Source organism: Streptomyces sp. NBC_01717, assembly GCF_036248255.1.
Taxonomy (GTDB): domain Bacteria; phylum Actinomycetota; class Actinomycetes; order Streptomycetales; family Streptomycetaceae; genus Streptomyces.
This window is the reverse complement of record NZ_CP109178.1, coordinates 5,466,652-5,480,576: the sequence shown is the minus strand read 5'-3', so window position 1 is coordinate 5,480,576 and position 13,925 is coordinate 5,466,652. Positions and strand designations below refer to the sequence as shown.

Here is a 13,925-nt window from a genome sequence, read left to right as displayed (position 1 = left end):
AGGCGTACGCAGGGAAGGAACGGCCACTGACTGTCCACGCGCTCAACGAACTCCTGCTCGTCTGCTCGCTCGTCCTGCTCGTCGCCGTCGCGGCGGTACGCATCTCGTCCCGCAGCGGGCTCCCCAGCCTGCTCCTGTATCTCGGCATCGGGATCGCCATCGGGCAGGACGGGATCCTCCACATCAAGTTCGACAACGCCGAACTGACCCAGGTGTTCGGCTACGCCGCCCTTGTCGTGATCCTGGCCGAGGGCGGCCTCGGCACGAAGTGGAAAGAGATCAAGCCGGCACTGCCCGCCGCCGCGACACTGTCGGTCGTCGGCGTCGCGGTGAGCGTGAGCGTCACCGCGGCCGGGGCGCACTATCTGGTCGGCCTGGACTGGCGGCAGTCGCTGATCATCGGCGCGGTCGTATCGTCGACGGACGCCGCCGCGGTCTTCTCCGTGCTGCGCAAGGTGCCGCTGCCCGCCCGGATCACCGGTGTGCTGGAGGCCGAGTCCGGCTTCAACGACGCCCCCGTGGTGATCCTGGTGGTGGCCTTCTCGACCAAGGGGCCGGTGGACAGCTGGTACCTGCTGGTCGGCGAGATCGCCCTGGAACTGGTGATCGGCGCGGCGGTCGGCATCGCCGTCGGCTGGCTCGGCTCGTTCGGACTGCGTCATGTGGCACTGCCCGCGTCCGGTCTCTACCCGATCGCGGTGATGGCGATCGCCGTGTCCGCGTACGCGGCCGGCGCCCTGGTCCACGGCAGTGGCTTCCTCGCCGTCTATCTGGCCGCGATGCTCCTCGGCAACGCCAAGCTGCCGCACTGGCCCGCCACCCGCGGCTTCGCCGACGGACTCGGCTGGCTGGCCCAGATCGGCATGTTCGTCCTGCTCGGGCTGCTGGTCACCCCGCACGACCTGCTCGACGACTTCTGGTCCGCGATCATCGTGGGTCTGGTACTGACCTTGGTGGCGCGCCCCATGGAGGTCTTCATCTCCCTGGTCCCGTTCCGGTTGCCGTGGCGGGAGAAGGCCTTCATGTCGTGGGCGGGGCTGCGTGGCGCCGTCCCCATCATCCTGGCGACCATTCCCATGGTGCACGGGATCGAGGGCTCCACCCACGTCTTCAACATCGTCTTCGTACTCGTAGTCGTCTACACGCTGATCCAGGGGCCGACCCTTCCCTGGCTGGCCAAGGTCCTGAAGATCGCCGAGGATCCCTCCGAGGCCACCGACCTGGGCATCGAATCGGCGCCGCTGGAGCGGCTGCGCGGGCATCTGCTGTCGGTGGCGATCCCCGGGAAGTCGAAGATGCACGGCGTGGAGATCGCCGAACTGCGGCTGCCCGCCGGAGCGGCCGTCACCCTCGTCGTACGGGAGGGGAAGAGCTTCGTGCCCGGACCGTCGACCATGCTGCGGCGGGGCGACGAACTGCTCGTCGTCGCAACCGATCCGGTGCGCGACACGGCCGAGGCCCGGCTGCGGGCGGTCGGCGAGGGCGGCAAGCTGGCCGGATGGCTGGGGACCGACGGCGACACCGGTGGAGCCGGCAGGACCAGGACGCACCACTGATCCGAGGCTGAGAAGGTGTGCATGCCCGCAATCGCAGGCATGCACCGGATCCCGCCCTGTAGCATGAAGGAAACGTGATCGACAAAGATCGATAGATCCGGTCAACACCGGATCGACCAACTCTGCCTGACGCAGAGCTGGCGCGACCGTATGGCGGTCGTGGCGTCCTCCGCCTCTGCTGCGAGCGCCCGGCATCTACCGCAGTTCCGCGCGAAGAGGACAGCTCTCGGCAGCTCCCGTCCGGGACCGGCACCCACAGGTGCGGACCGGCCACGGAAGCATGGCTACCAGGCGGCAGAAAGGCATGGACCGTGGCGTCCACGGTCTCCGACCGCCCCGGTTACGGGCAACTGCTGCGCATCCCCGGTGCGTGGACCTTCCTCCTTCCGGGCTTCGCCGCACGGCAGCCCTTCGCGATGCTGACCATCGGCATCGTCCTGCTGGTTCAGCACACCACCGGCTCGTACGGCAGTGCGGGCGCCGTCGCCGCTGTCACCGGTGTCTCCATGGCGCTGTTCGCCCCGCAGAGCGGCAAGCTGGCCGACCGCATCGGCCAGCGCGCCGTACTGCTGCCGGGAGTCCTCGTGCACGCGGCGTCCGTGTCGGCGCTGACGGCACTCGCACTGGCGAACGCACCGCTCTGGCTGCTGTTCCTGGCCGCGGTGCCGACGGGAGCCTCCGTCCCGCAGATCGGCCCGATGGTGCGGGCCCGCTGGGCGGCGCTGCTGGGCGCGGCACCCGGACGGAAGGCCTCGCCCCTGATGTCGACCGCCGCCGCCTTCGAGTCGGTGACGGACGAGTTCACCTTCGTCATCGGACCCGTCCTCGCCACCGCCCTGTGCACCGGGGTGCATCCGGCGGCCGGACTCATCGCGGAGGCCGCACTGACGCTGATGGGCGGCCTGCTCTTCGCGGCGCAGCGCGGTACCCAGCCCGCGGTCCGCGCCACCACGTCCGACGACTCCGAACGGCACACCTCCGCCCTGTCCGTACCGGGCGTACGCGTGCTCGCGGTGGCGTTCCTCGGGATCGGTGCCGTCTTCGGTGGCATGCAGGTCTCGCTGACCGCGTTCGCCGAGGAGATCGGCCGGCCCGGTGCGAACGGCCTGCTGTACGGGATCTTCGCGGCCGGCAACATGCTGGCCGGGATCGCCTGCGGTGCCGTCGCCTGGAAGAGCGGGCCACGGCGCAGGCTGATCGCCGGGTACGCGGCGCTGACCCTGACCGCGTCCGGACTGTGGGCCGTGCACTCCGTGCCGCTGCTGGCCGGGCTCGGGCTGCTCGTCGGACTCTCCATCGCACCCGCGCTGATCAGCGGATACACACTCGTCGAGGCGCTGGTTCCGGCGTCCGCCCGGACCGAGGCGTTCACCTGGCTGACGGGCGCGGTCGCACTCGGCCAGGCCGCGGCGGTGACGGTCGCCGGACGGCTGGCGGACGCCCACGGCGCGAGCACCGGATTCGTGGTGCCGCTGGTGGGGACCGTGCTGGCACTCGTGACCCTGGTGACGCTGCGTTCACGGCTGACACCGGCCCGACCATCATGGCCGCACGCGGCACGGTTCACCGCGATCCTGTCGCGGCCAGAAAATGACGATTCATGCGCTCGCTCGCTCAGCGGAATACGTCAGTGTGACTCCTCCGCCACATAATGTGGCAGCTTTTCGCTCAGGCCGACGGCCCCTACGACGGCCAAGCCCTGACCGCTGCCCTTCAGGCAGGTGACAGACGTTACTGCAAACAGCTGCCCGTAGCAGCTACCATTGAGGATTGTTAGCACTCATCGAGTGAGAGTGCCAGGAGGAAGACAAGTGCCGACCTATCAGTACCAGTGCACCGAATGTGGCGAGGGCCTCGAGGCGGTGCAGAAGTTCACCGATGACGCTCTGACCGTGTGCCCGAACTGCGAGGGACGCCTGAAGAAGGTGTTCTCGGCGGTCGGCATTGTCTTCAAGGGTTCCGGTTTCTACCGGAACGACAGCCGCGGCTCCTCGTCGAGCAGCGCGCCGGCGTCGTCGTCCGCGAAGGCAACCGGTTCCGCTTCGTCGACTTCCTCGACGGGCTCGGAGTCGAAGTCGTCCGCGTCCTCGTCCGCTGCTTCCTCTTCCTCGTCGTCGTCCTCCGCGTCGTCGTCGAGCGGTACGTCGGCCGCCTGAGCCGAGGTACGCAGCTTCACACTTCGTCCGTAGGCCCCGCCGATCCGATCGGCGGGGCCTTCGGCATTTACAGCCCCGCTAGTGTGATCGCATGGTGAACGCAGAGATCGGTGTCATCGGCGGCTCGGGCTTGTACTCCTTCCTGGAGGATGTCACCGAGGTTCGCGTGGACACCCCGTACGGACAGCCGAGCGATTCCGTCTTCCTCGGCGAGATCGGCGGCCGCCGGGTCGCTTTCCTCCCCCGCCACGGACGCGGCCACCATGTGCCGCCGCACCGCATCAACTACCGCGCCAACCTGTGGGCGTTGCGGTCCGTGGGCGTACGTCAGGTGCTCGGCCCGTGCGCGGTCGGCGGGCTGCGTCCGGAGTACGGACCGGGGACGCTGCTCGTACCGGACCAGATGGTGGACCGCACCAAGGCCCGCACGCAGACGTATTACGACGGGGAGACCCGCGCGGACGGTGTGGCGTCGAACGTGGTGCACCTGGGCTTCGCAGACCCGTACTGCCCCGAGGGGCGCAAGGTCGCACTGGCCTCGGCACGCGCCAAGGGCTGGGAGCCGGTGGACGGCGGGACGCTGGTGGTCGTCGAGGGGCCGCGCTTCTCGACTCGGGCCGAATCGCGCTGGCATGCGGCGATGGGCTGGTCGGTGGTCGGCATGACCGGGCATCCGGAGGCCGTGCTCGCCCGTGAACTGGGGCTCTGCTACACGACGATGACGCTGGTGACGGACCTGGACGCGGGCGCCGAGGCGGGCGAGGGCGTCTCCCACGGGGACGTGCTGAAGGTGTTCGCGGCCAATGTGGACCGGCTGCGGGCGGTGCTGTTCGACGCGGTGACGGCGCTGCCTGCGGAAGGGGAGCGCAGCTGTTCTTGCGCGCGTGCGCTGGACGGGATCGAGACGGGGATCGAGCTGCCGTAAGGGGTGCGACCGCGGCTTGGTCTTGGCTCGGGCCTGGTCCTGGTTCCGGCCTGGTCCTGGCTCGGGTCTGGTCCTGGTTCCGGCCTGGTCCTGGTTCAGGCCTGGTCCTGGTTCCGGCCTGGTCCTGATTCCGGTCGTGGCTCCGTGAGGCGGGTGGGGCGCGGGTGGGTGACCGACTTGTCCACAGCGGGTGCGCTGTCCACAGGGCTCGGCGGGAATGGCGCGCACCGTGGATCGTGAGGGGCGTCGGTGTTCGTCCGAACGCCGGACTTCGCGCTCCTCACTCCTCACGGCAGGTGGTGTCGGCCATGTTCCCGCCCGTTTCTCCGAGCACGTCCTCGTCCGATCTACGTCCGACGGTCCCCGGCCCGCCGGTGTCGGCGCCGCCGCCCTGTGGGGTGCCCGCGTTCGCGCCGCTGCGGGTGCGCGGGGGTGGTGGGCGTCGGTTACGGCGGGCGGTGCGGCGACAGCGCCGCGCGATGGCGGCCGGGCTGGCGCTGACAGCTGCGGCGCTGGCCGCGACGGGCCTGACCGGTGGTGACGGTGGCGGCGGGGCGGCCGACGGTGCGGGGGGCTCGGCGCCGGAAGGGGAACGTCGACCGGTTCAACTGGTGTCGGCGCCGGTCCGGATCGCGGATGCGGCGACGGTACGGCTGTTGCGGCCGGGCGACCGCGTCGATGTGATCGCGGGCGAGGGCTCCGGTGCGGACGCCAGGGTGGTGGCGAAGGGGGCCCGGGTGGCGGCGGTGCCGCGGACGGCGGCCGATGGTTCTGCCGAAGACCCCACGGAGGGTGGCGCGCTGGTCGTGCTGTCCGTGCCCCGGAGCACGGCGGCGTCGCTGGCCGGCGCAGGGATCTCGGCCCGGCTGGCGGTGACGCTGTGCTGAACCGGGCACACCGGCCCATTCGACCTGATGAGCCGTCAAGTCATGGGCCGGAAAGCGCGGATCGGGTGGATTTGCCTCGTGCTGCCGTAGGTTGCGGAACAGTTCGCTGCCCCTATGCCGCATGCGGAGGAAGACTCACTCGGGGGCGAGAAGAAGAAGGTCAGTCTGTTGGAAGGCTTCAAGGTCTTCCTGTTGCGCGGCAATGTGATCGACCTGGCGATCGCGGTCGTCATCGGCGCGCCGTTCACCAACATCGTGAACGCGTTCGTCAAGGGCGTCCTCAATCCGCAGCAGATCCGCGACGTTCTCGTCTCGCAGCGCAGTGGTCCGGCGGGCGAGGGCCGCGACCAGGAACCGGGCCGCGGCCACGACGAGTAACTCAGACGTGGTGGGGGGGCTTCTCGTCGAGGAAGCGCGCGAGGTCGGCGGCGCTGCCGCCGACCGGAGCCCGCTCGCCCCACGCTCGGTCCGTATCGTCCGCGGACTGCTGGTCCAGCGGATCGTCGAAGATCAGAGCCGGCTTGGGCTTCCTCTGCTCCGGCTGTGTCGGGTTCGTCGGCTGCGTCGGTTTCGAATCGCGCGGTCCGGGGGTGGGGGCGGTGCTCATACCACCAGGGTACGGCGACGGTCAGCGATCCTTCGGGTCGAGTACCCAGAGCCCCAGGACGACGAGGAACGACAGACAGAGGAAGCCCGCACCCCACCAGGCCGTTCCGGTGTTGCCCTCCATCCATTCGTCGACGACGACGGTCAGTCCCCAGAGCTGGCCGATGACGACGGTCATGGCAAGGGCCAGCCGGGCCGTCAGTTTCGAGGAGCGCTCGGGTTCCTGGTCGGTGCCCGCTCCCGGGCCCGGACCGGTGCGGCGGACCCGGGGGTCGCCGTAGCCACTGGTGGAGCGGATCTGCGGATAGCGCTCGCGGACGGGCCGGTTCAGCTCCGGCCGGGCGCTGCCCGGGTGGTACTCCGGACAGGCCGGGCGCTCCGGGTCGGCGGGCTGCTGGGCGTCGGTCATGTCCGCCTGCCGGGGGTCTCGGCTTCGGTCGCCCCGGTACGGGGAGCCTTCGCGCCGGGAGCACGCGCCGGAGGTGCCTCCGCACCGCCGTCCCGGACCGAGGGGCAGCCGATCCGCGAGGCGAGGTCCGGCCGTTCCACGCTGATCTGTCGGCACAGACCGTGCTCGATGCTCTCGCCGGAACGGGTGGTGCCGATGGCCCAGACGCTGCCGTCGGTCTGTTCGGTGAGCGCCACCTTGGGCAGGGGGCGGGGCGGCGGTCCGGCGGTGACTTCTCCGGTGCGCACGTCGAAGATGCCTTCGTGGCAGGGACAGTACAGCTCCCCTTCCGGACCGCGGTCCTTCCGCCAGAGCACCGCGCAGGCGAGATGGGTGCAGATCGCGGAATAGCCGACGAGGGTGCCGTCGTCCAGACGGACGGCGACCGCTTTGTCTTCCTCCTCCGGGTAGCTGAAGGCGACGGCCTCGCCGGGCAGGAGCTGAGCGGTGATTTTCCTCGGTTCGGGTGCCTCGGCGTCACCGGTGTCCCCGTGGCGCGGGAGCATGCCGCCGGCCACGCCGAGTCCACCGACGGCGAGTCCGCCGGAGACGGTGGCGACGATCCGGAGGTAGTCGCGCCGGGTGGTGAGGGAGTCGGCGGTGATCCGGTCGTGCAGGGCCCTGCGCGCGTCTCCGTGTGGGCTCCGGTCCCCGGTCGGCGGCTGTTCGGTGACGCTCATCGGCGGACGTCCTTCCCGTTGATCTCGACGACGGGAAGACCACCGGGCACCGGCCACTGGACCTTGTCGGCGGGGACGACCATGGCCACGCCGGTGCGGACCTCGGTCTCGCCGAAGGCGAAGGTGTCGGCGATCTGGACGCCGGGCCGCTCCGCCTGGAGCTCCTCGGCCGTTCCGTAGAACAGCGCCCCGGTCGGGCAGACGGTGGCGCACATGGGGGCGAGGCCGTAGGCGGTGCGGTCGTAGCAGAGGTTGCACTTCATCTGCAGCTTCGCCTGGAGGTCGATCTTCGGGACGCCGAAGGGGCAGGCGTTGACGCAGTTGGCGCAGCCGATGCAGCGGGTGGTGTCGGCCTGCTGCACCACGCCGTCGGCGGTGACCAGGATCGCGTCGGCGGGGCAGACCTCGGCGCACGGGGCGACCGGATCCTCGCAGTGCATACAGACCGTGGGAAGGGAGGCGACGGAGTGACCCTCGTCGGTGTAATCGAGGTGGATCATCGACTTGCCGCGGTGCGAGTCGCATTCCCGGCAGGCGGAGACACAGGCCTGGCAGCCGATGCAGCGCCCCGGGTCGATGAAGATCGTTCTGCCCATCATGCGGGCCTCAGCTCCTCTCCGAGGTGCCACGGCCCTGCGGGGCCGTGGGCGGCAACGGGTCGGTACGGGAGACCTGGGCCTCCGGGTAGGCGACCTGGCCGGGTGCGACGGGAGGTGCGGGGACCTCGTCGATCTTTTCGGCGTGCTCGATGCGGCAGGCGCACACCTTGTACTCGGGGATCTTGGAGCGGGGGTCGAGGGCGTCGATGGTGAGGGCGTTGGCGGCGGTGGGGACCGGCCAGTGGTACGGGATGAAGACGGTGTCGGGGCGGATCGCCTCGGTGACGAGGGCGGGGAAGACCTCGCTGCCGCGCCGGGTGATGACGCGGACCGGTTCGCCGTTGCGGAAGCCGTGGGAGGGGTGGATCTCGGCCCAGGGGCGCGGGGTCTGTTCGACGAGAGCGCCCAGCCGACGGGTCTGGTTGCCGGAGAGGAAGTGGGCGACGGTACGGCCGGTGGTGAGCGACATGGGGTGCTCGTCGTCGTACGGGTCCATCGGCGGGTGCCAGTCGACGACCTGCAGATGGATCTTGCCGTCGGGGTGGTAGGTCCTGCCGTCCTCGAAGAGCCTGGGGGTGCCGGGGTGGTCGGTGGAGGGGCAGGGCCAGGCGATGCCGCCGGTCTCCTCCAGCCGTTCGTAGGTGATGCCGTAGTAGTCGTTGACGGTTCCGGCGGAGGCGATCCGCAACTCGTCGAAGACCGCGCGCGAGTCGGCGAACGCGAATTTGTCGCCCGCGCCGAGCCGCCGGGCGAGTTCGCACATCACCCAGGTGTCGGTCCGCACCCCGGGGGGCGCGTCCTGGGCCTTGTTGTGCTTGACCACACGGGCCTCGGCGTTGGCCATCACCCCTTCGTCCTCGGCCCAGGTGGTGACGGGAAAGACGACATGTGCGTTGGCAGCGGTCTCGGAAAGGAAGAAGTCGAATTGGGCATGGAATTCGGTGGCGTCGTACCCCTCCTTGACCACCCGGTAATTGGGCAGGGAGACGAAGGGGTTGTTGCAGATGCCGATCAGGCCGCGGATCTCGCGGCGCTGCATCTGCCAGACCATCTCCATCATCGAGGTACCGGCGGGCGGGAGTTCGGACTCCTCGATACCCCAGATCTCGCAGATCTGCCGACGGTGCTCCTCGTTCATGATCGAGCGGCCGCCGGGGAGGAGGTCGGCCTTCTGACCGTGCTCGCGGCCGCCCTGCCCGTTGCCCTGGCCGGTGATGGTGCCGTAGCCGGCGCCGGGCTTGCCGATGTGGCCGGTGGCGGCGCAGAGGTTGATCACGGCGAGGCAGTTCTCGACGCCCTGCGAGTGGTGCTCGATACCGCGGGCGTGCCAGGCCATGGCCTTGGGGGCGCGGGCGAAGGTGCGCGCGACCTGGACGACCTGTTCGGCGAGGATGCCGCAGATCTCTGCGGCGCGGGACGGTGGGTATTCGGCGGCCTTGGCCTTGACCTCGTCCCAGCCGGTGGCGTGGGCGGCGAGATACGCCTCGTCGGAGAGGCCCTCCTCGATGATCACGTTCAGGACGGAGGTGAAGAAGGCCGAGTCGGTGCCCGGCTTGAGGGCGACATGGATGTCGGCGGTGCGGGCGATCGCGGTCTCGCGCGGGTCGACGACGATCAGGCTGGCGCCGCGGTCCCGGGCTCCCCACACGTACTGGGTCATCACCGGGAAGCATTCGCCGACGTTGGAGCCCGCGATCAGCAGGCAGTCGGTGAGCAGGCAGTCGGAGAAGGGGTTGCCCGCCCGGTCGATGCCGAAGGCGAGCTTGTTGGCACCCGCGGCGCTGACCATGCAGAGCCGGCCGTTGTAGTCGACATGCCGGGACTTGAGGGCGACCCGGGCGAATTTGCCGACGAGATACGTCTTCTCGGAAAACAGGCTGGCCCCGCCGAGGAGCCCGAAGGCGTCGTTGCCGTGGGCCTGCTGGATGCGTTTGATCTCGGAGACCGTGAAGTCGAGCGCCTCGTCCCAGGAGACCTCGCGGAACTCCCCGTCGCGGGAGCGGCGCATCAGCGGGGCGGTGAGCCGATCGGGGTGGTTGACCTGCTGATACGCGTTGATGCCCTTGGGGCAGAGTCGCATCCGGTTGATGTCGTGGTTCCGGGGTTCGACGCCGAAGACCTTGCCGCCGCGGTCGACGCGCAGATACATCCCGCACTGGACGCCACAGAAGCAGCAGTGGGTGGGGACGAGCGTCTCGCCGTCCTGGTCGGCGCGCCACCGGTCGGCCGGGATGCCGCCGGCGTCCCGGAAGGCCCGGGTGCCCGGCGGTGCGAGCGAGGGGTCGAGCGGGACGACCGGACCCGGGTCGGCAGTCACTTGAAGCCCTTCTTCACATGGGAGAGATAGGCACTGCCGCGCAGCACCCGTTTGCAACGGGGGCAGTACTCGGCCCACTCGTCGAAGTCGAGGCTGAGATCACGCATGGTGCCGCGGAGGTTCTCGACGTACGGCCCGGTGTCGATGGGTTCCTCGCAGCGGCGGCAGCTGAAGATCTCCTGGTCCTGTCGGCCGGTGTACTTGAACAACTGCATGCCGACCGCGGCCGGGCGCTGGACGATGTGGAAGAACTTCCCGAACGGGATGTAGATGAGGGTGAAGACCACCGACACCATGTGGAGGATCCCCAGGAATTCGTATCCGCCACCGTGCAGGAAGATCGACGAGAAGGTGAGCAGCAGACCGGTCACGGAGATGACGATCAGGGCGATCAGCGGCACCAGGTCGTAGCCGAAGCGCTGGCCGGTGATGGCGCCCCGGTCCTTCATACGGCGCCAGAGGAAGTAGCAGGCACCGGGGATGACGAGCACGGCGGCGACGTCCAGGCCGTGGAACATCAGCCAGCCGAGGACGTTCAGCGAATCGAAGCCGACGATCTTGAAGCCCCAGATGCGCATCTCGTAGCCGGGGCCGGAGCCGGTACCCGAGGTGAAGGTGAACCAGCCCCAGGTCAGCGGGAAGGTGATCAGGGAGGCGAGGATGCAGCCCCAGAAGATCAGCTGGTGGGCGGCCCAGCGGGCGTACGAGCGGGCGCCGAGGAACTTCTGGAAGCCCAGGTAGGTGGCGATCATCCTCGGCAGAGCGGTAGGGCCCTTGCGGAAGTTGGCCATGGAGAAGAAGCTCCGCCAGCCCTGCTTGAACAGGCGCCGGGCCCCGGGCGCGGAGACCCAGACCGTGTAGCGGTAGGCCACGCCGAAGGCGAGGAAGACCGTGGCGACCGCATACGGGAGGAGGGCCGAGTCGAAGTTCTCCAGAAGCCGGCTGCCGAACACGATCGCGAGGATCAGCAGGACGGAGACGATGACGCCGACCGCGGTCGCACGGGAGGTGACGGAACGGAGGACCGCGGTGCGGGCGCCGCCGGGGGCGGGCGGTGCAGGCGAGGCCACGGCCGGGTTCGGCGCGGTGGCGGCCGCGGTTGCGCCTTCGTCTGCGGCTCCTGGGGGCTCGGTCACCGGCCCACCGTAGGGCCGGATGGGATGGTTGGTCCTGATTTGATGCCCGGCTGAGTGAGCGCGTCACCCAGCGGCACGAAGTCCGGGTGCGCGACGGTCCGCGGCGCAGCACCTGACGCGGGACGCTTTCCCCGTACGACCTGCGCGTCCCGCCACCGACCACCGGAGTGGTCTGCTGTGCTGGGCCCCATGCCCCGGATGACCGCCCGCAGCCGCACCGAGAAGCACCGCACCTCGACCCCGCTGGAACTCTTCTTCGACCTGTGCTTCGTCGTGGCCGTCGCCCAGGCGGGCGGTCGTCTCGTGCATGCCCTCGCGGAGGGACATCCCGGCACCGGGATCGCCGGCTATCTGGCCGTGTTCTTCGGGATCTGGTGGGCCTGGGTGAACTTCTCCTGGTTCGCCTCCGCGTACGACACCGACGACACGCTGTACCGCCTGGTCACGTTCGTCCAGATCACCGGTGTGCTCATCTTCGCCGCCGGGGTGCCGCGCGCCTTCGACAACGGGGACTGGACGCTCGGTGTCGTCGGCTATGTGGTGATGCGGCTCGCGCTCACCAGCCAGTGGCTGCGGGTGGCCCACTGTTCCGAGGGCGCGGAACGCAGGGTCGCGCAGCGGTACGCCACCGGGATCTCCCTGGCCCAACTGGGATGGATCGGCATGCTGTTCGTGCCCGCCGACATGGCCGGCACCCGTACCGCGGTCTACGTGGTGCTCGCCCTGTGCGAGCTGTCGGTTCCGGCCATCGCCGAGCGCGACCGCGGGACGAGCTGGCATCCGCATCACATCGGCGAACGGTACGGCCTGTTCACCATCATCGTGCTCGGCGAGACGATCGCCGCGGCAACGGTCGCCGTCCAGGAGTCGGTCGACGAGCACGACGCGCTGGGCCAACTGCTGCCGGTCGCCGCGGGTGGACTGCTGATCGTCTTCGCCGGCTGGTGGATCTATTTCGCCGTGCCGATCCACACCTATCTTCGTGGCAGCAGGCAGTCGTTCATCTGGGGATACGGCCACTACGTGATCTTCGGTTCGGCCGCCGCGATCGGCGCGGGCATCGAGGTCGCGGTGGAGGAGGCCACCGGAAAGGCCCACGTGTCGACGGCGGCCGCCTCGGCCGCCGTGACCGTCCCCTCGGCAGTCTTTCTGCTGACGGTCTGGCTGCTGCACGCCCGCCACTTCAAGCGCGACCTCGCGGAGCAACTGCCCCTCCCCCTGGCCGCGGTGGCCATCCTGGCCTGTACGTTCGCCGGGGAGTATGCGGTCTTCGCGGCCGGCCTGGTGGCGGCCGCGACCGTGGCGGCCGGAGTGGCGCTGTCGCGGCGTCCGGCACCGGGCGGGCCGGTTTCCACCTCCGTTCCGCCGACCCACGCGTGAGGAGCACACGATGGCCGGACAGCACACCGGGCAGGGCCAGGCACAGAGCGCCCAGCCGCCGACCGTCCTTCCCGCGGCCGGGAGGGACGCGCTGACGGATGTCGCCGGGCTGCGGGTCGGTCATGCGCGGGTGTCCGGCGACGGCGCGCTGAGCGGCACCACCGTCGTCCTCGCCCCCGAGGGCGGCGTGGTCGCCGCCGTCGACGTGCGGGGCGGCGGCCCGGGCACCCGGGAGACGGACGCGCTCGACCCCCGCAACCTGGTGCAGCGCATCGACGCCGTCGTCCTGACGGGCGGCAGCGCGTACGGACTGGACGCGGCGTCCGGCGTGATGGCCTGGCTGGAGGAGCAGGGGCGGGGCGTGCGGGTCGGCCCCGATCCGTCGCAGGTGGTGCCGGTGGTCCCGGCCGCGTGCATCTTCGACCTGGGGCGGGGTGGCGACTGGCGGGCCCGCCCGGACGCCTCGACCGGCCGCGCCGCGGTGGAGGCCGCAGCCGGCACGGAGCCGGGTGCCCCGGTCGCGGAGGGCGGGGTCGGCGCCGGCACGGGAGCGGTCGCCGGCCGGCTCAAGGGCGGTGTGGGCACGGCGAGCGCACTGCTGCCGTCGGGGATCACGGTCGGCGTACTGGTCGTGGTGAACGCGGCGGGTTCGGTGGTCGATCCGGTGACCGGGGTGCTGTACGGCGAGTACGGAGCCGCCGAACCGCCCGGGTACCCCCCGGCGGAGATCCACAGGACCGCCGGGCGCCGGCTGGCCGAAGCGGGGGACGCCGAAGCACGCCCCCCGCTCAACACCACACTCGCCGTCGTCGCCACGGACGCGGATCTCACCCGCGCGCAGGCGCAGAAGCTCGCGGGCACGGCGCACGACGGACTGGCGCGCGCCGTGCGTCCCGTACATCTGCTGAACGACGGGGACACGGTCTTCGCGCTCGCCACCGGTGAGCGGCCGCTGCCCCCGGACAATCCGATCGCGCTGAACGAACTGCTGGCGGCGGGCGCGGACGTGCTGACGCGCGCCGTCGTGAAGGCCGTACGGGCGGCCGAGAGCGTCGACGCCCGCCGCCCCGGCGCGGGCACGTACCTCTCGTACAGCGATCTCTACGGCACCGGCTGACCGCCGACTCGCCGTCCGCACAAGGAAGTTCGGACGAAACGCCAGGAACTATCCGCGTGTGCCGTACGTTTTCCGGAACCCCGGTCTCGATGTCAGACCCAGGGACTACGTTAAGCAC

At 70.2% G+C, this 13,925-nt stretch carries 12 protein-coding genes and 2 pseudogenes; 8 read left to right on the top strand and 6 right to left on the bottom strand.

The window, feature by feature from the left end:
* The first annotated feature begins 53 nt into the window (after positions 1-53).
* From OHB49_RS24880 to OHB49_RS24855, 6 genes and pseudogenes are all read left to right on the top strand, one after another.
* Positions 54-1,556 (top strand): potassium/proton antiporter, encoded by a 1,503-nt coding sequence (locus OHB49_RS24880; protein WP_234432984.1) that lies wholly within the window; start codon positions 54-56, stop codon positions 1,554-1,556.
* 311 nt (positions 1,557-1,867) lie between these two features.
* Positions 1,868-3,150 (top strand): annotated as a pseudogene (locus tag OHB49_RS24875) (MFS transporter).
* Positions 3,151-3,367: 217 nt separating this feature from the next.
* Entirely contained in the window at positions 3,368-3,712 is a 345-nt protein-coding gene (locus OHB49_RS24870) for an FmdB family zinc ribbon protein (RefSeq protein ID WP_030976740.1), read from the top strand.
* A 91-nt stretch (positions 3,713-3,803) separates the two neighbouring features.
* Positions 3,804-4,637 (top strand): S-methyl-5'-thioadenosine phosphorylase, encoded by an 834-nt coding sequence (locus OHB49_RS24865; protein ID WP_030926660.1) that lies wholly within the window; start codon positions 3,804-3,806, stop codon positions 4,635-4,637.
* 308 nt (positions 4,638-4,945) lie between these two features.
* The gene (locus tag OHB49_RS24860; RefSeq protein ID WP_329163140.1) at positions 4,946-5,524 is read left to right on the top strand and encodes an RcpC/CpaB family pilus assembly protein; all 579 of its coding nucleotides are present in this window, start codon (positions 4,946-4,948) and stop codon (positions 5,522-5,524) included.
* A gap of 114 nt (positions 5,525-5,638) precedes the next feature.
* Positions 5,639-5,812 (top strand): annotated as a pseudogene (locus OHB49_RS24855) (large conductance mechanosensitive channel protein MscL); the annotation flags it as partial.
* A gap of 91 nt (positions 5,813-5,903) precedes the next feature.
* Here OHB49_RS24855 and OHB49_RS24850 read toward each other — a convergent pair.
* Genes OHB49_RS24850 through OHB49_RS24825 form a run of 6 tightly spaced genes read right to left on the bottom strand, consistent with a single transcriptional unit; the run spans position 5,904 to position 11,310 of the window.
* Entirely contained in the window at positions 5,904-6,131 is a 228-nt protein-coding gene (locus OHB49_RS24850) for a hypothetical protein (RefSeq protein WP_313937771.1), read from the bottom strand.
* Between the two features lie 21 nt (positions 6,132-6,152).
* Positions 6,153-6,539, bottom strand: a complete 387-nt coding sequence (locus tag OHB49_RS24845; RefSeq protein WP_329163138.1) for a hypothetical protein — start codon at positions 6,537-6,539, stop codon at positions 6,153-6,155.
* Positions 6,536-7,258, bottom strand: coding sequence for a Rieske (2Fe-2S) protein (locus tag OHB49_RS24840; RefSeq protein WP_329163136.1), 723 nt, complete (start codon positions 7,256-7,258; stop codon positions 6,536-6,538). The genes OHB49_RS24845 and OHB49_RS24840 overlap by 4 nt, the downstream gene beginning before the upstream one ends.
* A complete protein-coding gene (locus tag OHB49_RS24835) occupies positions 7,255-7,857 on the bottom strand; it encodes a 4Fe-4S dicluster domain-containing protein (protein WP_329163134.1) in 603 nt (200 codons plus the stop codon). Before OHB49_RS24835 ends, OHB49_RS24840 begins: the two co-directional genes overlap by 4 nt.
* 7 nt (positions 7,858-7,864) lie before the next feature.
* Positions 7,865-10,174 (bottom strand): molybdopterin oxidoreductase family protein, encoded by a 2,310-nt coding sequence (locus OHB49_RS24830; protein ID WP_329163132.1) that lies wholly within the window; start codon positions 10,172-10,174, stop codon positions 7,865-7,867.
* Positions 10,171-11,310 (bottom strand): MFS transporter, encoded by a 1,140-nt coding sequence (locus OHB49_RS24825; protein WP_443079558.1) that lies wholly within the window; start codon positions 11,308-11,310, stop codon positions 10,171-10,173. Before OHB49_RS24825 ends, OHB49_RS24830 begins: the two co-directional genes overlap by 4 nt.
* A 189-nt stretch (positions 11,311-11,499) precedes the next feature.
* On the opposite strand from OHB49_RS24825, the gene OHB49_RS24820 reads away from it, so the two are divergent.
* Both OHB49_RS24820 and OHB49_RS24815 read left to right on the top strand, forming a co-directional pair.
* On the top strand, positions 11,500-12,690 hold the full coding sequence (locus OHB49_RS24820; protein WP_329163130.1) for a low temperature requirement protein A: 1,191 nt from the start codon (positions 11,500-11,502) through the stop codon (positions 12,688-12,690).
* A gap of 10 nt (positions 12,691-12,700) precedes the next feature.
* Entirely contained in the window at positions 12,701-13,807 is a 1,107-nt protein-coding gene (locus OHB49_RS24815) for a P1 family peptidase (RefSeq protein ID WP_329163128.1), read from the top strand.
* Positions 13,808-13,925: the final 118 nt, after the last annotated feature.